Raw genomic sequence first — 18,500 nt, 5'->3', positions numbered from 1 at the left:
GGAGAAACGGGAAAAGGCCCCCGCGGCGAGCGGGGGCAGGACACCAGGGGCTTACTTCAGCGAGATTTCGTCGCTGTTGATGTTGCCGTCAGGCATCACGTAGACGCCCGACAGGCGCTTGGCGTGGGCGTAGAGCACTTCCTCGGTCACCAGCGGGATGCGCGGCAGGTCCTTGGCGAGCTGCTCCTGCGCGGCCTTGTACAGCGCGGCACGCTCGGAGCTGTCGGTGGTGACCAGCGCCTTGGCGATGGACTCGTCCACCAGGGCGTTGCTGTAGAAGGCGTAGTTCGCCAGCTTCGGAGCCCAGGACTCGGTGGAGAACAGCGGACGCAGCGCCCAGTCGGCCTCGCCGGTGGAGGACGACCAGCCGATGTAGTACAGGCGCGCCTTGGCGGTCTTGGGATCGGGCCAGGCATCGACCAGCTCCGCTCGCTTGCCGGGTTCGAGGGCCTCCACCGACACCTTGACGCCCACCTGCTGCAGCTGCTGCTGCAGGAACTGGATCACCTTCTGGCTGGTGGTGTTGTTGTAGCCGCTCCACAGCACCGTCTCGAAGCCATTGGGGTAGCCGGCCTCCTTCAGCAGTTCCTTGGCCTTGGCCACGTTGTACGGAATGGGCTGCATCTTCACGGCGTACTCCACGCCCTGGGGCACGAAGCCCTGGGCCGCGAAGGCATAGCCGTTGAAGGCCACCTTGGCGAGCGCATCCTTGTTGATGGCGTAGCCGATGGCTTCGCGCACCTTGGGATTGTCGAAAGGCTTCTGCAGCATGTTGAACGTCAGGAAGCGCTGGATGATCGAGGGCGCGGTCACGACCTCCACCTTGTCGCTTTTCTTGAGCGTGGCGATCTGCTCGTAGGGCAGCGTGAAGGCGAAGTCGGCCTCACCCGTCTGCAGCATGGCGGCGCGGGTATTGTTCTCGGTCACGGGCTTCCAGGTGAGCTGGTCCACCTTGGGATAGCCCTTCTTCCAGTAGCCCGCGAACTTCTTGCCGACGATGGCTTCGGTCTGCTTCCATTCGACGAATTCGAACGGGCCCGTGCCCACGGGGTGGAAGGCGATGTCCTTGCTGCCCCACTTCGTGAGCGCGGCTGGCGAGATCATGGCGGCGGACGCATGGGCCAGCGCATTGATGAACGGGCCGAAGGGCTCCTTCAGCGTGATGCGCAGGGTCTGGGGATTCACGGCCTCGACCTTGGCCACGCGGTTGAACTGGTTGGCGCGCAGCAGGCGGTTGGCAGGGTCCATCACGCGGTCCAGGTTGGCCTTGGCCGCCGCGGCGTTGAAGTCGGTGCCGTCATGGAACTTCACGCCCGCGCGCAGCTTGAAGGTGTACACCAGTCCGTCCTTGGAGACCTCGTAGCCTTCGGCCAGCACGTTCTTGACCTTCATGTCCTTGTCGAACGAGAACAGGCCTTCATAGAAGGTCTTGGTCACGGCCGTGGTGATGGTCGTGTTGGTGTTGTAGGGGTCCAGCGTCTCGGGCTGCTGGTAGATGGCCAGCACGGCATTGCCCGCGGCCAGCACGGAGCCGGATGCGGACAGGGCCGCAAGGGCCAGCAGACTGGCTGCGATGCGGCGGGAAGCAAAGGTTTTCTTCATGGTGGACTCCGGTTGAAAAAGGGACGAAGGCAGGAAGGAACGCACAGGAAAAAGAGGGAACGGGTGCCGCAGAGGTCTGCCGCTCAGTACAGGTTGGCGATGGCGTGGCGCGCCACGAAGTGGCCCGCGCCCACCGGCACCAGCGGCTGCACCGCCGGCTCGTCGCCTACCGCGCGGATGGGGCTGGGGATGTCGCCTTCCTGCAGCGAGCGCTTGAGGTGGCGGCGCGCCGGGTCGGCGATGGGCACCGCGGCCATGAGCTTTTTCGTGTAGGGGTGCTGGGGGTTCTCGAAGATCGCGCGGCGCGGCCCGATCTCCACGATCTGCCCCAGGAACATCACCGCCACGCGGTGGCTGATGCGCTCCACCACCGCCATGTCGTGCGAGATGAAGAGGAAGGCCACGCCCAGTTCGCGCTGCAGGTCCAGCATCAGGTTCACGATCTGCGCCTGGATCGACACGTCCAGCGCGGAGACGGATTCGTCCGCCACGACCACCTTGGGGTTGAGCGCCAGAGCGCGCGCGATGGCGATGCGCTGGCGCTGGCCGCCCGAGAATTCGTGCGGGTAGCGCTGCGCATGCTCGTGCGGCAGCCCGACCTTCTCCATCAGCCATTCCACGCGGGCCTGGGCCTCCTCGCGCGTGCAGGTCTTGTGCACGAGCAGCGGCTCCATGATCGAGAAACCCACCGTGAGGCGCGGGTCGAGCGATGCGAACGGGTCCTGGAAGATGAACTGGATGTCGCGCCGCAGGGCCTGCACTTCGGAGGTGGGCAGGTCCAGGATATTGCGGCCGCCGAATTCGATGGCGCCGCTCTGGCTGTCCACCAGGCGCAGCAGCGATCGGCCGGTGGTGGATTTGCCGCAGCCCGATTCCCCCACCAGCGCGAGCGTTTCGCCCGGGTAGAGATCGAAGCTCACCCGCTCCACCGCGTGCACGCGGCGCTTGACGCGGTTGAACAGGCCCGAGCGCAGGTCGAAGCGCGTGACCAGCTCCTTCACGCGCAGGATCGGCTGCGCCCCCTCGGGCCGGGTATCGGGCGGGGTGGACTCCAGCACGGGGGCCGCCTGGCCATCGGCGCGCAGCAGCTCGAACGGGCGCGGCAGGTCCGTGCCCTGCATGGCGCCGAGCTTGGGCACGGCCGAAAGCAGCGCACGGGTATAGGCATGCTGCGGCGCGGCGAAGACGCGCTCCGAAGCGCCCTCTTCCACCTTGTCGCCGCGGTACATGACCAGCACGCGGTCGGCCACCTCGGCCACCACGCCCATGTCGTGCGTGATGAAGATCACGCCCATGTGCATCTCGTCCTGCAACTGCCGGATGAGCTGGAGGATCTGCGCCTGGATGGTCACGTCCAGCGCGGTGGTGGGCTCGTCGGCGATCAGCAGCTGCGGCTTGCACGACAGCGCCATGGCGATCATCACGCGCTGGCGCATGCCGCCCGAGAGCTGGTGCGGGAAGCGGTCCAGCACGTTGCGCGCTTCGGGGATGCGCACCAGTTCCAGCATGCGCAGCGCCTCGGCCCTTGCGGCCGCGCGGTCCTTGCCCTGGTGCACGCGGATGGATTCGGCGATCTGCTCGCCCGCGGTGAACACCGGGTTGAGCGAGGTCATCGGCTCCTGGAAGATCATCGCCACGTCGGCACCGCGCACGGCGCGCAGCGTGGAGTTGCTGGCGCGCACCACGTCCAGCACCTGGCCGCTGCGGCGGCGCAGTGCCACCGATCCGCCGATGATCCGGCCGCCGCCGTGCTCCACCAGCCGCATCAGCGCGAGCGAGGTGACCGACTTGCCCGAACCCGATTCGCCCACGATGGCCAGCGTCTCGCCCCGGTCCACATGGAAGGTGAGGTTGCGCACGGCATCCACCGTGCGCTCGGAATTCGCGAAGCGGATGGTGAGGTCGTCCACGGCCAGCACGCGCTGCTCGGGCAGGGCAAGAAGCGGGGAAGAAGTCGAAGCGGTGGGTTTCATGGCAGGGCCGGGGAGAGGGTTCGGTCGCGGGTCGGCAAAAGCAGGCAGACGGTGGGACGGGCTGGCGGTAGCGGGCGAGCGCGCGCGTTCAGCGGTAGATGAAGGTTTCGGGCGCCTGGCCCGCGCGGGCCAGCCCGCGGTACATGCCCTCGGTGTTGAACGGCAGGCAGACGTTGCCGTGGCGGTCCACGGCGACGAGCCCGCCCGTTCCGCCGATGGCCGGCAGCGCGCCGTGCACCACCGCGTCGCAGGCCTCGGCCAGCGACAGGCCGGCATACGCCATGCGCGCGCACAGGTCGTGCGCGGCCGCCACGCGGATGAAGCTCTCGCCATGCCCCGTGCAGGAGACGGCCGCCGTGCGGTCGTCCGCGTAGGTTCCCGCGCCGATCAGCGGGCTGTCGCCCACGCGGCCAGGGCGCTTGTTGGTCATGCCGCCCGTGGAAGTGGCGGCGGCCAGGTGGCCGTGCGCATCCAGCGCCACGGCCCCGACCGTGCCCATCTTGCGGTCTTCATCGAGCACGCGCCCCGCCAGTGCCGCGGCGCCGTCGTGGTCCAGCACGGCACCGGCCTGCCGGCCGCGTGCGGCGTCGAGCTGCTCGCGCCGAGCGGGCGTGGAGAAGTGCGAAGGATCGACCATCTCCAGGCCGGCTTCGCCCGCCAGGCGCTCGGCGCCCGCGCCGGCCATGAGCACGTGCTGGCCCTGGCGCATGACGGCGCGCGCCGCCAGCACGGGGTTGCGCACGTGCGCCACGCCGGCCACCGCACCGGCCGCGAGCGTCGCTCCGTCCATGAGCGCGGCATCCAGTTCGTGCGTGGCGTCGGCCGTGAACACCGCGCCGTGGCCGGCATTGAACAGCGGGCATTCCTCCAGCAGGCGCACGGCCTCGCACACGGCATCGACCGCGCTGCCGCCCTGCTCCAGCACGGCCTGCCCCGCGCGCAGCACCTCCTGCAGGGCGGCGTGGTAGGCGCGCTCCTGGTCTGCGCTGATGGTGGCGCGGCTGAGCGTGCCCGCGCCCCCATGGATGGCGATCACCGGGGTGGCAGGCAAGGCGGAAGGATTCGAAGCGGTCATGCGGCAGTCAGTGGAGGCAAAGGGCCTGGCGGGGGGGAACAGGCTGGGCCAGCAGGAAAGAGAAAGAACGAAAAGGCCGGGCCTGGCTCAACGCCCCGCGCCACGGCTGCGCGCCGGCCGACCCGCTCGCGCTTCGGCCTTGCGGCCCGGCGTGTCGGCAGCCCGTGGCGCGAGCCGGCTGCGGGAGCTGTCGTGCAGCCAGGGCAACACGGCCTCGGTCATGCGGGCTGCGGTCTTCACCGAGTCCCGGGCCTGGTGCGCGACGGCGCTGGTGAGCGCCTCGATCAAGGCGAGGGCCGAGGATTCGGAGTTGGCCGCGTACTGGTTCTCGGTCTGCGCGAACAGGCAGCCGTGCGCGAAGGGCACGAGCGGCGATTGCGCACCGTCGGTGAGCGCCAGCACGCGCACGCCGCGCTCGAAGGCGCCCTGCGCCAGCACCACGGTGTCGGTGAGGTAGCGCGGGTAGCTGATGGCGATGAGCAGATCGTCGGCACCCATGCGCGTCAGCATGCGGGCGCCATACGACGCGCCCCCCACGCCGGCCAGCAGGTGCACGTTGTCGCAATGCGCGTCCAGGCCGCGCTGCAGCAGCCCGGCCAGCCATCCGCTCGCGCCGAAGCCCGCCAGGTAGACGCGCCGTGCGCCCAGGATGGCCTGCACGGCGGCCTCGCAGGCGGACGGGTCCAGCGCATCGCGCGTGGCGGCGATGTTGCGCTGGCTCTCCTCCAGGGCGGCGGCGAACACGTCGCGGATGGAGGTGGGCTTCTCCAGCTTGATGCGCATCTTCTCGATGGGCGCGAGCATCGCCTCGAAACCCTTGACCAGCTCCGCGCGCAGCATCGGGTACCCCTCCAGGCCGATGGCCCGCGCGAAGCGGTTGGCCGTGGCGATGGACACGCCCACGGCCGATGCCAGCTCATCGATCGGCATGGTGGCCGCCTGCAGCGGATGCGCGAGCACGTAGTCCGCCATCTGCTGGTGCGAACGCGTCAGCAGAGGCCGGGCACGGCCGATGCGGATCGCGATCGAGACCGCATCGCCAGCGGCGTCGGGAAGGTCGGACATGGGCAAGTGAAGCAACGGAGTCCGGCGCGTGAAGCGACGAAATACGACTGATAAAAAATTTACAACGCCGTCATATTAAAGAAAAAAATCAATCATTCAAAGCGTTTTCCAGGTGCACGCGTTTGGTGCGGCGCAGCATGAAAAAAGGCCCCTATGCGGTGCACGGGGGCCTGCAAAAGCGGCACGCCTGCCGCATCGGGGAAAACACTTACGGGCGCTATTCGGCCTGGATGTTCGCGGCCTTGACCACCTGCGCCCACGTGGCCAGGTCGGACTTCACGCGTGCGGCGAGCTGCTGCGGGTTCTGGTAATCGGCGGTGGCGCCCTGCTCCTGCGCCTTCTGCTGGAACGCGGGGTTCTGCACCACCGTGCGCACGTCGGCCACCAGCTTGTCCACCGCGGCCTTGGGTGTATTGGCCGGAGCGAACAGTGCAAACCACGACGTGGCATCCACCTTGGGGTACCCCGCCTCGGCCGTGGTGGGCACATTGGGCAGGCTCGGCAAGCGCTCCCTGCCGGTAACCGCCAGCACGCGCAGCTTGCCGGCCTGGATGTGCGGCATGAAAGGCGGCGCGGTGCCGAAGGTGAGGTCCACCTGCCCGCCCAGCAGGTCCTGCAGCGCGGGGCCGGTGCCCTTGTAGGGCACGTGCACCATCTTCACGCCGCCCTGCTGCTCCAGCATGGCGCCCGTGACGTGCTGCAGCGAGCCGTTGCCCGAGGATGCGTAGTTCAGCTTGCCGGGGTTCGCCTTGGCATAGGCCACCAGCTCGCCCAGCGTCTTCACGGGCAGGCCGTCGCGCACCACGATGATCTGCGGCGCGGAAAGCACGTTCGCGATGGGTTGGAAATCGCCCATCTCCCAGGCCTTCTGCGTGGTGAGCAGCGGCGAGATCACGTGGTAGCCCGAGTACTGCATGAGCAGCGTATAGCCGTCGGGCTCGGCGCGTCTCACGGCCGCGGCTGCGATGTTGCCGTTGCCGCCGCCCTTGTTGTCCACCACCACGGACTGGCCCAGCACGGGGCCAAGGGCCTGCGCGAGCATGCGCGCCGACAGGTCGGTGGTGCCGCCGGCCGCGGTGGGTACGACGAGGGTGACGGGCTTGGCCGGGTACGCGGCCTGCGCCATGGCGCCGAGCGGCAGGGCTGCGGCACAGGCCGCCAGGGTGGCCAGCGCGAGCCGGCGTGGAAGGGGTCGTTGCATCGGTTGTCTCCGGGGTCGTTGTATTGATTCGCTGGTGTCTTCTTTGTGTCGCCATGCCCCGCCGCACCGCTGCGCGCACGGCGTCCGTCAATCCACGGTGGCGCCGGTCTCCTGGACCACGCGCGCCCACTGCGGCAACTCGGCCCGCACCAGCGCGCCCAGCTGCGCGGAGGTGCCCTTGAAAGGCTCGCAGCCCACGCCGGCGAGCTTGTCCACTACCTCCTTTTGCTCCAGCGCACGGGCCACCTCGGCCTGCAGCCGCTGCACGGTGGCTGCGGGGGTGCCGGCGGGCGCGAACAGTGCATACCACGGCGACTGGCCGAAGCCCGGCAAGGTTTCGCCGATCGTCGGCACGCCGGGCAGCGCGGCCACGGGCTGGCGGTTGACCACGCCGAGCACCTTGAGCTTGCCCGCCTTGATGAACGCGATCGACGACGGCAGGCTCTGCACCGACAGCGGCACCTGCCCGCCCGCCACGTCCGTCGCCGCCGCGGCCGAGCCCTTGTACGGCACGTGCTGCAGCCGGATGCCCGCCGCCTTCTGCAGCATCTCGCCGATCAGGTGGTTGAGCGTGCCGTTGCCGGCCGACGCGATGGCGTAATGCCCAGGCCGGGCCTTGGCCAACGCGATCAGGCCGGCCACGTCGTTCGCGGGGAACGACGGGTGCGCGACCAGCACATAGCCCGCCGTGGCCACGGGCGCCACGGGCTCGAAGTCCTTCACCGGATCGAACCCCGGGCTGCGGTAGAGCGCCGGGCCGATCACGTGCGCGCTGTCGGCCGTGAGCAGCAGCGTGTAGCCGTCGGGCCTGGCGCGTGCGGTGGCGGCCGTGGCGAGCATGCCGCCCGCACCGGGCCGGTTGTCCACCACCACGCTCTGGCCCATCTGCTCCGACAGGCGCTGCGCCAGCACGCGCGCGATGGCGTCGTTGGCGCCGCCGGCGGCCTGCGGCACCACCAGCGTGACCGGCTTGGACGGGTAGCGGTCCTCCGCCCATGCACCCGCGGCGGGTGCGCACAGGCAGGCGGCCAGGGCCTGCAGCGCACGGCGTCGCGGCAGGGCCTTCGGTGAAGGGGTCGGCGGGTGCATGGTGCTTGTCTCCTGTCGTCGTGGGATGGTGTCGTTGGTTCTTCTCCGGCCGCTCAGCGCGCCAGGGCGCGCGCCCGCAGGGCCTCCAGCTCCGCCGGCGGCGGGTGCAGGTCGAGCCGGCGGCCCGCCTTGGCGATCTGGCTGGGCGTGTCGTGGCCGATCAGCGACGGCAGGCGCCGCGCGGCCTCCAGCAGCGCCGCGAGGTCCACGCCCGTGTCGTAGCCCATGAGTTCGAGCGCGTGCACCACGTCTTCGCTGCAGACATTGCCCGACGCCCCCGGGGCGTACGGGCAGCCGCCCAGGCCGCCCAGCGAGGCGTCGAACCGGTCCGCGCCCGCGCCGATGGCCGCCAGCACGTTCGCGAGCCCCATGCCGCGCGTGTTGTGGAAGTGCAGCGTGAACACCATGCCCGGCCAGCGCGCGCGCGCGGCGGCGACGAGTGCCGCGACCTGCGCCGGATGCGCCATGCCCGTCGTATCGCACAGGGTGATGCCCCCCACGCCCAGGTCCGCGAAGCGCTGCACGAGGCCGAACACCTCGGCCTCGGCCACGTCGCCTTCCATCGGGCAGCCGAACACGCACGACAGCGACACGTTCACCGCCACGCCCGCACCCTGCGCCGTGGCCACCACCTGCGCGAGCGATGCGAACGACTGCTCCCGCGCCATGCGCAGATTGACGAGGTTGTGCGTCTCGCTCGCCGACATGACGAGGTTCAGCTCATCGGTGCGGGCCTCGATGGCGCGCTCGGCGCCGCGCACGTTGGGCACCAGCGCGGTGTAGACCACGCCGGGCCGGCGGGCGATCTCGCGCATGACGACCTCGGCATCGCGCAACGCCGGGATGGCCGTGGGCGACACGAAGGCCGTGACCTCGATCTTGGCCAGCCCCGTGGCCGACAGCGCATCCACCAGCGCGATCTTGTCCTCGGTGGGCACGAAGGCCTGCTCCATCTGCAGGCCGTCGCGCGTGCCCACTTCCTGCAGGTGGACGCGGCGTCCCGCGCCGTGCCACACGGCCGTGTTCGCCGCACCGGCCGTCATTGCACCACCCCCTTCTCGCGCAGCAGCGCGATCTGCGCACCGGTCAGGCCCGCCTCGCGCAGCACCGCGTCGGTGTCGTCGCCCAGGCGCGGCGCGCTGGAGCGGATGGAGCCCGGCGTGGCCGAGAGCTTGGGCACGATGCCCGGCACCTCCACCGTGTAGCCGTCGCGCGTGGTCTGGCTGAGCAGCATGTCGCGCGCCCGGTAGTGCGGGTCTTCTGCGATGTCGCGGGCGGTATAGACCTTGCCGGCCGGCACGCGCGCCGCGCCCAGCGCGTCCATCACCTCGCGCACCGTGCGCACGGCTGTCCAGCCGCCGATGGCGCCGTCGATCTCCTGCACGCGCGCCACGCGTCCGGCGTTGCTGGCCAGATCGGGCGCGGCGGCCAAGTCGGGCCGGCCGATGGCGTCCATCAGCCGCCGGAAGATGCTGTCGCCGTTGCCCGCCACCAGCACCCAGCCGTCGGTGCACGGGTAGGCGTTGGACGGCGCGATGCCCGGCAGCGCGCTGCCCGCGGCGTCGCGCACCGCGCCGAAGGCGCTGTACTCGGGCACCAGGCTTTCCATCACGTTGAACACCGCCTCGTGCAGCGCCACGTCGATCACCTGGCCCTGGCCGCCGTTCACCTTGCGGTGGTAGAGCGCCGTGAGCACGCCGATGGCGCCATGCAGCGCGGCCAGCGTGTCGCCGATCGACACCCCCACGCGCACCGGCACGCGGCCCGGCTCGCCCGTGAGGTGGCGCAGGCCGCCCATGGCCTCGCCGATCATGCCGAAGCCCGGCAGGTCGCGGTACGGCCCCGTCTGGCCGTAGCCCGAGATGCGCAGGATGACGAGGCCCGGGTTGAGCGCATGCAGTTCCTCGGGCGACATGCCCCAGCCCTCCAGCGTGCCGGGGCGGAAGTTCTCGATCAGCACGTCGGCCTCGGCGATCAGCGTGCGCGCGATGTCCTGGGCCTCGGGCTGGCGCAGGTCCAGCGCCACCGACCGCTTGTTGCGCGACTGCACCTGCCACCACACCGAGGTGCCGTCTTTCAGCATGCGCCAGTTGCGCAGCGGGTCGCCGGTGCCGGTGGCCTCGATCTTGACCACGTCGGCACCGAACTCGCCCAGCGTCTTGCCGCAGAACGGCCCGGCGATCAGCTGTCCCATCTCGATCACCCGCACGCCGGCGAGTGCCGCGGGGCCGGCGGCGGGCGTGGGTGCTGCGGGTGCGGCGGGTGTGGCGGCGGCCGAAGCCGCGGGCGTCGATGTCATCCGTGTCGTCTCCTGGGGGTTGCGCGGATCATGCCCAGCGCTTGCCGGGCCGCAAAACGCCCATCCACGAAGGTGCCATCGCAAACCGGCATGGCAGCGCCCGGCGCACCATCGGGGCCGCTACCATCGGCGCCCATGAAACTCGACCCGGTTTCCCTGCGCCTGTTCGTTGCGGTGATGGAAGAGAACGCCATCGCGCGGGCCGCCGCGCGCGAGCACATCGCCGCCTCGGCCGCCAGCCGGCGCCTGGCGGAGCTGGAGGATGCACTGGGCGTGGTGCTCTTCTCCCGCAGCAACCGCGGCAGCGAGCCCACCGATGCGGCCTATGCGCTGCGGGACATGGCGCGTGGCGTGCTCAACGACCTCGACGGCATCGCCGTGCAGATGCGCGATTACCGTGCCGGCGTGCGCGGCCAGGTGCGCGTGGTGGCCAACATCTCGGCCATCACGCAGTTCCTGCCGTGGGATCTGCAGCGCTTCATGGCCGCGCATCCGCAGGTGCAGGTGCGGCTCGAAGAGCAGATCAGCAGCGCCATCGCGCAGTCGGTGGCGGAGAACGCGGCCGATGTCGGCATCCTCAACCACGGCAACTACGGTGACCGCGTCACGCTGCTGCCCTACCGCCAGGACGAGCTGGTGCTGGTCGCGCCGCGCGGCCATGCGCTCGCGCGGCGGCGCAGCGTGCGGCTGGCCGACGCGCTGGACTGCGACTTCGTCGGAGTGCACCCGGGCAGCGCCATCAACAACCTGCTCATCCGCGCCGCGGCCGAGGCCGAGAAACCGCTGCGCCTGCGCATCCAGGTGACCAGCTTCGACGCGCTGTGCCTCATGGTGTCGGCCGGGCTCGGCGTGGGCGTGCTGCCGCGCGGCAGCGCCCGGCTCTATGTGGGCGCGCTGCCGCTGCGCACCGTGGCGCTGGCCGAACCGTGGGCGCAGCGTCAACTGGCCCTGTGCGTGCGCTCCGCCGATGCGCTCTCCAGCGTGCCGCGGCTGCTGGTGGACCACCTGCGCGCGGCCCCGCCGCCGGAGGCCGCGCCATGACCGCCCCGCTCCCGATGCCCCCCATGCGCCCCATGCCCCCCTCCGCAGCGCCCCGCACGCCCATCGCCACGCCCACCGCGCCCGGCGCTCCACTGGCCTGGGACATCTTCTGCCAGGTGATCGACAACTTCGGCGACATCGGCGTGTGCTGGCGGCTGGCGGCACAACTGGGCGCGCTCGGCCACCGCGTGCGGCTCTGGACGGACGACGCCTCGGCCCTCGCCTGGATGGCGCCCGCGGGTGCGCCCGGCGTGGACGTGCGCCCCTGGCCCACCGCCCCGCTTCCCGACCGCCCGGGCGATGTGCTCATCGAAGGGTTCGGCTGCGGGATTGCTCCTGAATTCATAGCAAACTTTTCAATGGATACGGCGGCATCCGGCAAAAAACCCTTGTGGATCAACCTGGAATACCTGTCGGCTGAGGCGTATGTCGAGCGCAGCCACCGCCTGCCCTCGCCGATCTTCTCGGGGCCGGGGGCGGGCCGCACGCGGTGGTTTTTCTACCCGGGCTTCACCGCGCGCACCGGCGGCCTGCTGCGCGAGCCCGACCTGCCCGCCCGGCAGGCCGCATTCGACCGCACGGGCTGGCGCGCCCGCCATGGCGTGGGCCCGGCGGACCTGGCGGTCTCGCTCTTCTGCTACGAACCAGCCGGCCTGCCGGACCTGCTGGGGCAGCTTTCCACGCTGCCCGGCGCCCACCTGCTGGCCGCACCGGGCCGCGCGGCCGCGGCGGTGCGCGCGGCGCTGGACGGCACACAGCCCCGCACCCCAAGCCAAAACGGCTCCATGCCGCCGGATCCACCCGATAGTTTGCTATCGATTTCATACCTGCCAGCCTGCCCTCAGCCGGCATTCGACGAGATGCTCTGGGCCTGCGACCTGAATGCCGTGCGCGGCGAAGACTCGCTGGTGCGGGCGCTCTGGGCCGGCCAGCCGCTCGTCTGGCACATCTATCCGCAGGACGACGGCGCCCACCACGCCAAGCTCGATGCGTTCCTCGACTGGCTGCAGGCGCCCGCCTCGCTGCGGCGCTTCCACCACGCCTGGAACGGCATCGGCGGCGCCGCGCCGCTGCCCCGGCTGGACGCGGGCATGCTGGCCGAATGGCGCGGCTGCACGCTCGCCGCGCGTGCCCGCCTGCTGGCGCAGGACGACCTCGCCACGCAATTGCTCGGGTTCGTCCGCGAAAAAAGCTAAAATCTGCGGCTTTGCGCCAAACGGGGCGGCACACCCTCGCGTGCCGGCCAGCGCATCCCCCCGCCGCGGAACATGCCCCGGCGCCCTCCATCCGCCGCGTGCCGTGCGGCTTTTCGGGCGCTCCGGTGCGTTGAGCGGCCCCAACCCAGGCAAACCTGCTATGAAAATCGCTCAAGAAATCCGCGCCGGCAACGTCATCATGCACGGCAAGGACCCGATGGTCGTCCTGAAGACCGAATACGCCCGCGGCGGCCGCGGCGCCGCCACGGTCCGCATGAAGCTCAAGAGCCTGATCGGCAACTTCGGCACCGAAAACGTGTTCAAGGCCGACGACAAGATCGACAACGTCATCCTCGACAAGAAGGAATGCACGTACTCGTACTTCGCCGACCCAATGTACGTCTGCATGGACACCGAATACAACCAGTACGAAGTCGAAGCCGAGAACATGGGCGACGCGCTGAACTACCTCGAAGACGGCATGGGCCTCGAAGTGGTGTTCTACGACGGCAAGGCCATCTCCGTCGAACTGCCCACCAGCGTGGAACGCGAAATCACCTGGACCGAGCCCGCCGTCAAGGGCGACACGTCCGGCAAGGTGCTCAAGCCCGCCAAGATCGCCACGGGCTTCGAAGTCTCCGTGCCGCTGTTCGTGGCGCAAGGCGACAAGATCGAAATCGACACGCGCACAGGCGAATACCGCAAGCGCGTCTGAGGTCGGCCCCCGCCCGCCCTCCGGGCGGCGAGCGCTCACCCCGAACAGGGCACCGTTCCACATGGACGGTGCCCTTTTTTCATGCCTGCGCGGGCCCTTCAGCGCTTTTCAGGACGCTTCAGCCGGGCTTCAGCGCTGCGTGCCAGGTGCGCCAACACAATGGCCGTGGAGCTTTTCTCCAGGGAGGACACACCATGAAAACACCACAGAAGCCATCCATCCGGCGCACCGCCGCTGCCCGCCGGCGCACCGCGCCTCCGCTGCTCGCAGCGATCGTCCTGGCCACCGGGCTGTATTCGGCGGGCGCACAGGCCGAGGCGTGCCGCGCCATGGCATCCGTCCAGCAAAGCGGTATCTCCGCCAACAACAACGCGGCCGGCGGGCACCTCAACCAGCACATCTTCGGCGCCACGCCGCCCGCGGGCCTGAGCCAGGCCACCAAGACGCTGTTCTCCAGCGTCGAGGAATACACGGGCTTCTGGAACAACTACCTGAACCCGGACAAATACAAGGGCGATGCGGTCAACTGCTCGGGCAGCGACGCCCGGCAGAAGGTGACCGTCTACAGCGTGCTCAAGAAGGACAAGATCGGGGGCTTCAACTGCACCGCCGCGAACGCCCAGGGTGTCTGCACCACGAAGACGAGTTCGCAGTATTCGAACATCCAGCTCGACTTCAAGGTGGTCGGCGGCCAGTGGATCCTGCTCACGGCCTACCCGACCAACTGAGCGCGGGTCACCGCCCGGCGCCGCGGCGGTACAGCCGCAGCGTGGCCAACAGCCCGCATGCGGCGGCCGCCGTCATCCACCAGCCCGGCGCGGCCTTGTCGCCCGACCATTCGATCAGGCCCGTCGCCACCGCCGGCGTGAAGCCGCCGAACACCGCCGTGGCGAGGCTGTAGGCGAGCGAGAAGCCCACCGTGCGCACATCCACGGGCATCACCTCGGTCAGGGCCACCACCATAGCGCCGTTGTAGCTCGCGTAGAGGAAGGACAGCCACAGCTCCACCTCCAGCATGCGGGTGAAGTCCGGCGAGGCCACCAGCCACTTCAGCGCCGGGTAGGCGGTGAAGATGGTCAGCACCGTGAAAGCCACCAGCAGCGGCTTGCGGCCGATGCGGTCGGACAGCGCACCCATCACCGGCAGCCAGAAGAAGTTGGAGAGCGCCACGCACAGCGTCACCGCCAGCGCATCGGTGGTGCTCAGGTGCAGCACGCTCTTTCCGAAGGTCGGCGTGTAGACGGTGATGAGGTAGAACGACACCGTCGTCATCGACACCATCATCATCCCCGCGATCACCAGGCCCCAGTTGGACAGGATGGAGCGGAAGATCTCCCGCGCCGTGGGGCGGTGCTTGCGGGCCATGAATTCCTCGGTCTCCTGCAGCGACCGGCGGATGATGAACAGCGCCGGCACGATCAGGCAGCCGACGAAGAACGGCAAGCGCCAGTAGAAATCCGCGATCTCCTGCGGCACGAAGGTCACGTTGAGCCAGTAGCCGAGCGCCGCCGCCACGATGATCGCCACCTGCTGGCTGGCCGACTGCCAGCTCACGTAGAAGCCCTTGCGGCCCGGCGTCGCCATTTCGGCCAGGTACACCGACACCCCGCCCAATTCCACGCCGGCCGAGAACCCCTGCAGCAGCCGCCCCGTCAGCACCAGCAGCGGCGCCGCCAGGCCGATGGTGGCGTAACCCGGCACGCAGGCGATGAGCAGCGTGCCCACCGCCATCAGCGCCAGCGTCACGATCAGGCCCTTGCGGCGGCCCACGCGGTCCACATAGGCTCCCAGGAAAACGGCGCCGAGCGGCCGCATCAGGAAGCCCGCGCCGAACGTCATGAACGTGAGCATCAGCGAGGCGAACTCGTTGCCCGAGGGGAAGAACGCCTTGGAGATCTGCGTGGCGTAGAAGCCGAACAGGAAGAAGTCGAACATCTCCATGAAGTTGCCGCCCGTCACGCGCAGGACGGTGGCCGCCTTCGATGGAGCAGGCGTGGAGGGAGCGGCTTCGCTGCCGGAAGCCGCCCTGGAAGAATGCGAGGAGGAAGTCATCGGGGGACAGGGACACCGCGGCGAAAGAGGCGCGGCATGTCCAGAAGTGGAAACCCTGAAATTAGAGCCCAGCCATTCGCGAAAGCAGTGCGTGGAACTGCGTATGCCCGCCGGTGCCGGCGGGCGCGGCGTGGCGCACGCGCATACGCACCTCAGCCGGCCACGACGGCTCCCACCAGCCAGACGTTGGCCACGGAAATCACGCCGAACAGCGTCCACGCGAGCCAGCGCACCGTGCGCCCGTTGGCGAAGCCGCCCATCACCGAGCGATCGCTCGTGAAGCGGATCAGCGGCCACATCGCGAAGGGCAACTGGAAGCTCAGCACCACCTGGCTCAGCACCAGCATCTTGCCCACACCCTCGTCGCCCAGCCACCACACGCCCAGGAGCGCGGGGACGAGCGCGAGAACCCGCGTGATCAACCGGCGCTGCCAGCAAGGGATCTTCAGGTTCAGGAATCCCTCCATCACGATCTGACCGGCGATCGTGCCCGTGAACGTCGAACTCTGCCCCGACGCGAGCAGCGCGATGCCGAACAGCGTGGCGGCCAGCGCGCTGCCCACCAGCGGTTCGATCAGGCGGTAGGCATCGGCGATGTCGGCAACGTCCTGGTGGCCACGGCTGTGGAAGGCGCTCGCGGCCAGCACCATGATGGCCGCGTTCACCAGCAGCGCCAGCGACAGCGACACCACCGCGTCCAGCGTGCAGAAGCGGATCGCCTCGCGCCGGCCGGCGTCGCTGTCGTCCACCAGGCGCGTCTGCACGATGGACGAATGCAGGTAGAGGTTGTGCGGCATCACCGTGGCACCCACGATACCGATGGCCAGGTACAGCGCGCCGGGCTGCTGCAGCCGCTCCAGGCTGGGGGCGAAGCCCATCGCCACCTCGGTCCAGAGCGGCTGCGAGAATGCCAGCTCCACCGCGAAGCACGCCGCGATGGTGCCCACCAGCGCGAGGACGATGGCCTCCACCCGCCGGAAACCCGCGCCCTGCAGGCCCAGCACCAGCAGCGTATCGAAGGCCGTGATGCCGATGCCCACCGGAATGGACACGCCGAACAGCAGGTGCAGCGCCAACGCCCCGCCCAGCACCTCGGCCAGGTCGCAGGCGATGATGGCCAGCTCGGCCCCCGCCCAGAGGAAGCGGTTGGCCACCGGCCCGTAGCGCTCGCGGCACAGCTGCGCCAGGTCCCGCTGCGCCACCAGCCCTAGCCGCACGCACAGCGCCTGCAGCAGCATGGCCGCCAGGCTGGCCAGCAGCACCACGAACAGCAGCCCGTAACCGAAACGCGAGCCCGCCTCGATGTCGGTCGCCCAGTTGCCGGGGTCCATGTAGCCCACGGACACCAGCAGACCGGGACCGGCGTAGCGCAGCAGCTTCTTGTGGAACGGCAGCCCCGGATCGATGCGGACCGAGCCCTTCACTTCCGAAGGGCAGAACGGGGCGGTGGCGGTGCGCGGCAGCGGGAAGAACATCGAAGTGATCTTATGCAACGGGCAGGCACGCGTGCGTCAAAAGTTGCTATCCCTTGGATAGCGGGGTGTCCGCCCCGGCAGCCGAGCACCGGGGTATTTGAATCAACCCGCTGGCGGTTCGGCGCTCTCTGAATGAGAAATTGCACAGGGGCAAGGCGCATGAACCTGGCACGGCCCCACCGTTCAGATGACCGGGGAGCAGGCCACGCCAGCAGGCGCCGTGGAACCGGCCTTGCCGGACGGGCCAAGGGCGCCATCTCCCTCGGGGGATGGCGCCGACGGCGACTCAGGGGGTCAGCCTAGATCGGCCGCGCCACCAGGTCGTGGCCCTGCACGCCGACGATCTGCGCCCGCGTGAATTCGCCCACCTTGAGCTGCTTGCTGATCTTCTCGGGCGGCAGCAGATGCACCACGCCGTCGATCTCGGGCGCGTCGGCATAGCTGCGGCCGGTGCCGCCCTTGCGCCCCAGGGCCGGTGCATGGTCCACCAGCACCTGCATGGTGGCGCCCACGCGGCGGCGCAGCTTGGCGATGGACACCTCTTCGGCCACGGCCATGAAGCGCGCGCGGCGGTCCTCGCGCACCTCCATGGGCAGCATGCCCGGCAGTTCGTTGGCCACCGCGCCGTTCACGTCGCTGTAGGCAAAGCAGCCGGCCCGGTCGATCTGCGCTTCGCGCACGAAGTCGAGCAGGTGCTGGAATTCTTCTTCGGTCTCGCCCGGAAAGCCCGCGATGAACGTGCTGCGGATCACCAGTTCGGGGCAGGCCTCGCGCCAGCGATGGATGCGCTCCAGATTGCGTTCGCCGCTGGCGGGGCGCTTCATGCGCTTCAGCACATCCGGGTGGCTGTGCTGGAAGGGCACGTCGAGGTACGGCAGGATCCTGCCCGTCGCCATCAGCGGGATGGCCTCGTCCACGCTGGGGTACGGATACACGTAGTGCAGGCGCACCCAGGCGCCGTAGGGCTCGGCGATCTCGCCCAGCGTCTGCACCAGCTCCAGCATGCGCGTCTTCACGGGCTTGCCGTCCCAGAAACCCGTGCGGTACTTCACATCAACGCCGTAGGCGGAGGTGTCCTGGCTGATCACCAGCAACTCCTTCACACCGCCTTCGAACAGCGCCTTCGCCTCGTTCAGCACGTCTCCGATCGGGCGCGAGACGAGGTCGCCGCGCATCGACGGGATGATGCAAAACGTGCAGCGGTGGTTGCAGCCTTCGCTGATCTTCAGGTACGCGTAGTGCTTGGGCGTGAGCTTGAGGCCCGCCACGCCGAAACCGCCGGGCACGAGATCGATGAACGGGTCGTGCGGCTTCGGGAGGTTCTGGTGCACGGCATCCATCACCTCCTGCGTGGCATGGGGGCCAGTCACCGCCAGCACGCTGGGGTGCATCTGGCGCACGAGGTTGCCGCCGCCTTCGGCCGCACGGGCGCCCAGGCAGCCCGTGACGATCACCTTGCCGTTTTCGGCCAGGGCCTCGCCGATGGTGTCGAGGCTTTCCTTGACGGCATCGTCGATGAAGCCGCAGGTGTTGACGATGACGAGGTCAGCGCCTTCGAACGTCTTGGAGGTCTGGTAGCCCTCGGCGCTCAGTTGGGTCAGGATCAGTTCGGAATCCGTGAGTGCCTTCGGGCAGCCGAGGGACACAAATCCGACTTTGGGTGTTTTCGTGGGGGAGAGAACGTCGCTCATCCCCGTATTGTCCCAGTTCCGGCCGC

General features: G+C 69.4%; 15 protein-coding genes. 4 read left to right on the top strand and 11 right to left on the bottom strand.

The genetic code is table 11. The features are described 5' to 3' along the window. Positions 1 to 51: 51 nt before the first annotated feature. From gsiB to BM144_RS20845, 8 genes are all read right to left on the bottom strand, one after another. The gene (gsiB, locus tag BM144_RS20880; RefSeq protein ID WP_092957125.1) at positions 52 to 1,602 is read right to left on the bottom strand and encodes a glutathione ABC transporter substrate-binding protein GsiB; all 1,551 of its coding nucleotides are present in this window, start codon (positions 1,600 to 1,602) and stop codon (positions 52 to 54) included. Between the two features lie 83 nt (positions 1,603 to 1,685). Continuing rightward, positions 1,686 to 3,575 (bottom strand): dipeptide ABC transporter ATP-binding protein, encoded by a 1,890-nt coding sequence (locus tag BM144_RS20875; RefSeq protein WP_092957122.1) that lies wholly within the window; start codon positions 3,573 to 3,575, stop codon positions 1,686 to 1,688. A gap of 88 nt (positions 3,576 to 3,663) precedes the next feature. Then, a complete protein-coding gene (locus BM144_RS20870) occupies positions 3,664 to 4,650 on the bottom strand; it encodes an isoaspartyl peptidase/L-asparaginase family protein (protein ID WP_092957119.1) in 987 nt (328 codons plus the stop codon). 87 nt (positions 4,651 to 4,737) lie between these two features. After that, the gene (locus tag BM144_RS20865; RefSeq protein WP_092957116.1) at positions 4,738 to 5,715 is read right to left on the bottom strand and encodes a MurR/RpiR family transcriptional regulator; all 978 of its coding nucleotides are present in this window, start codon (positions 5,713 to 5,715) and stop codon (positions 4,738 to 4,740) included. 217 nt (positions 5,716 to 5,932) lie between these two features. Further along, entirely contained in the window at positions 5,933 to 6,916 is a 984-nt protein-coding gene (locus BM144_RS20860) for a Bug family tripartite tricarboxylate transporter substrate binding protein (protein WP_092957113.1), read from the bottom strand. An 87-nt stretch (positions 6,917 to 7,003) separates the two neighbouring features. After that, the gene (locus BM144_RS20855; RefSeq protein WP_092957110.1) at positions 7,004 to 8,005 is read right to left on the bottom strand and encodes a Bug family tripartite tricarboxylate transporter substrate binding protein; all 1,002 of its coding nucleotides are present in this window, start codon (positions 8,003 to 8,005) and stop codon (positions 7,004 to 7,006) included. Between the two features lie 53 nt (positions 8,006 to 8,058). Further along, positions 8,059 to 9,048, bottom strand: coding sequence for a hydroxymethylglutaryl-CoA lyase (locus BM144_RS20850; RefSeq protein ID WP_092957107.1), 990 nt, complete (start codon positions 9,046 to 9,048; stop codon positions 8,059 to 8,061). Next, positions 9,045 to 10,304 (bottom strand): CaiB/BaiF CoA transferase family protein, encoded by a 1,260-nt coding sequence (locus BM144_RS20845; protein WP_175526096.1) that lies wholly within the window; start codon positions 10,302 to 10,304, stop codon positions 9,045 to 9,047. Before BM144_RS20845 ends, BM144_RS20850 begins: the two co-directional genes overlap by 4 nt. Before the next feature lie 135 nt (positions 10,305 to 10,439). On the opposite strand from BM144_RS20845, the gene BM144_RS20840 reads away from it, so the two are divergent. The 4 genes from BM144_RS20840 (at position 10,440) to BM144_RS20825 (ending at position 13,984) form a co-directional block, all read left to right on the top strand. Beyond that, on the top strand, positions 10,440 to 11,345 hold the full coding sequence (locus tag BM144_RS20840; RefSeq protein ID WP_092957104.1) for a LysR family transcriptional regulator: 906 nt from the start codon (positions 10,440 to 10,442) through the stop codon (positions 11,343 to 11,345). A 14-nt stretch (positions 11,346 to 11,359) separates the two neighbouring features. Beyond that, on the top strand, positions 11,360 to 12,541 hold the full coding sequence (earP, locus tag BM144_RS20835; RefSeq protein WP_434802686.1) for an elongation factor P maturation arginine rhamnosyltransferase EarP: 1,182 nt from the start codon (positions 11,360 to 11,362) through the stop codon (positions 12,539 to 12,541). A 160-nt stretch (positions 12,542 to 12,701) separates the two neighbouring features. Beyond that, positions 12,702 to 13,256, top strand: coding sequence for an elongation factor P (gene efp / locus BM144_RS20830; RefSeq protein WP_092957098.1), 555 nt, complete (start codon positions 12,702 to 12,704; stop codon positions 13,254 to 13,256). Between the two features lie 194 nt (positions 13,257 to 13,450). Continuing rightward, complete coding sequence (locus tag BM144_RS20825) at positions 13,451 to 13,984, top strand: hypothetical protein (protein ID WP_245783756.1); 534 nt, start codon at positions 13,451 to 13,453, stop codon at positions 13,982 to 13,984. Positions 13,985 to 13,991: 7 nt separating this feature from the next. Here BM144_RS20825 and BM144_RS20820 read toward each other — a convergent pair whose 3' ends face one another. The 3 genes from BM144_RS20820 to rimO all read right to left on the bottom strand — a co-directional run bounded on the left by BM144_RS20820 (position 13,992) and on the right by rimO (position 18,474). Further along, positions 13,992 to 15,308 carry an MFS transporter gene (locus BM144_RS20820; protein WP_092957095.1) on the bottom strand — a complete coding sequence of 439 codons (1,317 nt, stop codon included), beginning with the start codon at positions 15,306 to 15,308 and terminating at the stop codon, positions 13,992 to 13,994. 152 nt (positions 15,309 to 15,460) lie between these two features. Further along, complete coding sequence (locus BM144_RS20815) at positions 15,461 to 16,783, bottom strand: Nramp family divalent metal transporter (protein ID WP_092957092.1); 1,323 nt, start codon at positions 16,781 to 16,783, stop codon at positions 15,461 to 15,463. Between the two features lie 299 nt (positions 16,784 to 17,082). Beyond that, the gene (gene rimO / locus BM144_RS20810) at positions 17,083 to 18,474 is read right to left on the bottom strand and encodes a 30S ribosomal protein S12 methylthiotransferase RimO (protein ID WP_092957089.1); all 1,392 of its coding nucleotides are present in this window, start codon (positions 18,472 to 18,474) and stop codon (positions 17,083 to 17,085) included. Positions 18,475 to 18,500: the final 26 nt, after the last annotated feature.

This window comes from Paracidovorax konjaci (assembly GCF_900112675.1).
In the GTDB taxonomy this organism is placed as follows: domain Bacteria; phylum Pseudomonadota; class Gammaproteobacteria; order Burkholderiales; family Burkholderiaceae_C; genus Paracidovorax; species Paracidovorax konjaci.
The sequence above is the reverse complement of the archived record's forward strand: the minus strand, read 5'-3'. Positions and strand labels throughout refer to the sequence as shown.

What these genes read in the sequence shown, in the direction of transcription:
- BM144_RS20845 (WP_175526096.1), bottom strand. Translation starts at nt 10,304, where the DNA reads ATGACATCGACGCCCGCGGCTTCGGCCGCCGCCACACCCGCCGCACCC.
- BM144_RS20815 (WP_092957092.1), bottom strand. Translation starts at nt 16,783, where the DNA reads ATGTTCTTCCCGCTGCCGCGCACCGCCACCGCCCCGTTCTGCCCTTCG.
- BM144_RS20825 (WP_245783756.1), top strand. Translation starts at nt 13,451, where the DNA reads ATGAAAACACCACAGAAGCCATCCATCCGGCGCACCGCCGCTGCCCGC.
- BM144_RS20875 (WP_092957122.1), bottom strand. Translation starts at nt 3,575, where the DNA reads ATGAAACCCACCGCTTCGACTTCTTCCCCGCTTCTTGCCCTGCCCGAG.
- BM144_RS20820 (WP_092957095.1), bottom strand. Translation starts at nt 15,308, where the DNA reads ATGACTTCCTCCTCGCATTCTTCCAGGGCGGCTTCCGGCAGCGAAGCC.
- rimO (WP_092957089.1), bottom strand. Translation starts at nt 18,474, where the DNA reads ATGAGCGACGTTCTCTCCCCCACGAAAACACCCAAAGTCGGATTTGTG.
- BM144_RS20850 (WP_092957107.1), bottom strand. Translation starts at nt 9,048, where the DNA reads ATGACGGCCGGTGCGGCGAACACGGCCGTGTGGCACGGCGCGGGACGC.
- efp (WP_092957098.1), top strand. Translation starts at nt 12,702, where the DNA reads ATGAAAATCGCTCAAGAAATCCGCGCCGGCAACGTCATCATGCACGGC.
- gsiB (WP_092957125.1), bottom strand. Translation starts at nt 1,602, where the DNA reads ATGAAGAAAACCTTTGCTTCCCGCCGCATCGCAGCCAGTCTGCTGGCC.
- earP (WP_434802686.1), top strand. Translation starts at nt 11,360, where the DNA reads ATGCCCCCCATGCGCCCCATGCCCCCCTCCGCAGCGCCCCGCACGCCC.
- BM144_RS20855 (WP_092957110.1), bottom strand. Translation starts at nt 8,005, where the DNA reads ATGCACCCGCCGACCCCTTCACCGAAGGCCCTGCCGCGACGCCGTGCG.
- BM144_RS20870 (WP_092957119.1), bottom strand. Translation starts at nt 4,650, where the DNA reads ATGACCGCTTCGAATCCTTCCGCCTTGCCTGCCACCCCGGTGATCGCC.
- BM144_RS20840 (WP_092957104.1), top strand. Translation starts at nt 10,440, where the DNA reads ATGAAACTCGACCCGGTTTCCCTGCGCCTGTTCGTTGCGGTGATGGAA.
- BM144_RS20860 (WP_092957113.1), bottom strand. Translation starts at nt 6,916, where the DNA reads ATGCAACGACCCCTTCCACGCCGGCTCGCGCTGGCCACCCTGGCGGCC.
- BM144_RS20865 (WP_092957116.1), bottom strand. Translation starts at nt 5,715, where the DNA reads ATGTCCGACCTTCCCGACGCCGCTGGCGATGCGGTCTCGATCGCGATC.